This is a genomic window from Neisseria sp. P0022.S010 (genome assembly GCF_051956635.1).
The window spans coordinates 1-387 of the sequence record NZ_JBQCXF010000957.1; the positions used below are offsets into that span (position 1 = coordinate 1).

General features: G+C 46.5%; 2 protein-coding genes. Both read right to left on the reverse strand.

Annotated features, from left to right (window positions below):
- Nucleotides 1-87, reverse strand: an 87-nt coding sequence (locus tag ACTHUT_RS22315; protein ID WP_440419996.1) for a 50S ribosomal protein L27, incomplete at its 3' end; no start/stop codon positions are given.
- A gap of 27 nt (nucleotides 88-114) precedes the next feature.
- Nucleotides 115-387 (reverse strand): 50S ribosomal protein L21 (gene rplU, locus ACTHUT_RS22320; protein WP_440346933.1); only part of this gene is annotated, 273 nt, incomplete at its 5' end.

Consider the following 387-nt stretch of genomic DNA (forward strand, 5'->3'; position numbering starts at 1 on the left):
CTCGTTGCCGTAGGCTTTAACGCCCAAGCGTTTGGCTTCTGAATCGCGACCGTTGCGGGTGCTACCGCCTGCTTTTTTACTTGCCATTTGTAATACTCCTGAACTTACTTGAAATTAGGCGATTGCCACGATTTCGATTTGGGTGAAATTTTGGCGATGGCCTTGGCGTTTTTGGTAGTGTTTGCGACGACGCATTTTGAAAATGCGTACTTTCTCGCCACGACCATGAGCAACGACTTTGGCTGTTACTTTTGCGCCTTCGATAAAAGGTGCGCCTACTTTTACAGATTCGCCGTCAGCAATCATCAAAACTTCAGTCAGTTCGATTTGGCTGTCGAGTTCGGCTGGTATCTGTTCTACTTTCAATTTTTCGCCAACGGAAACTTT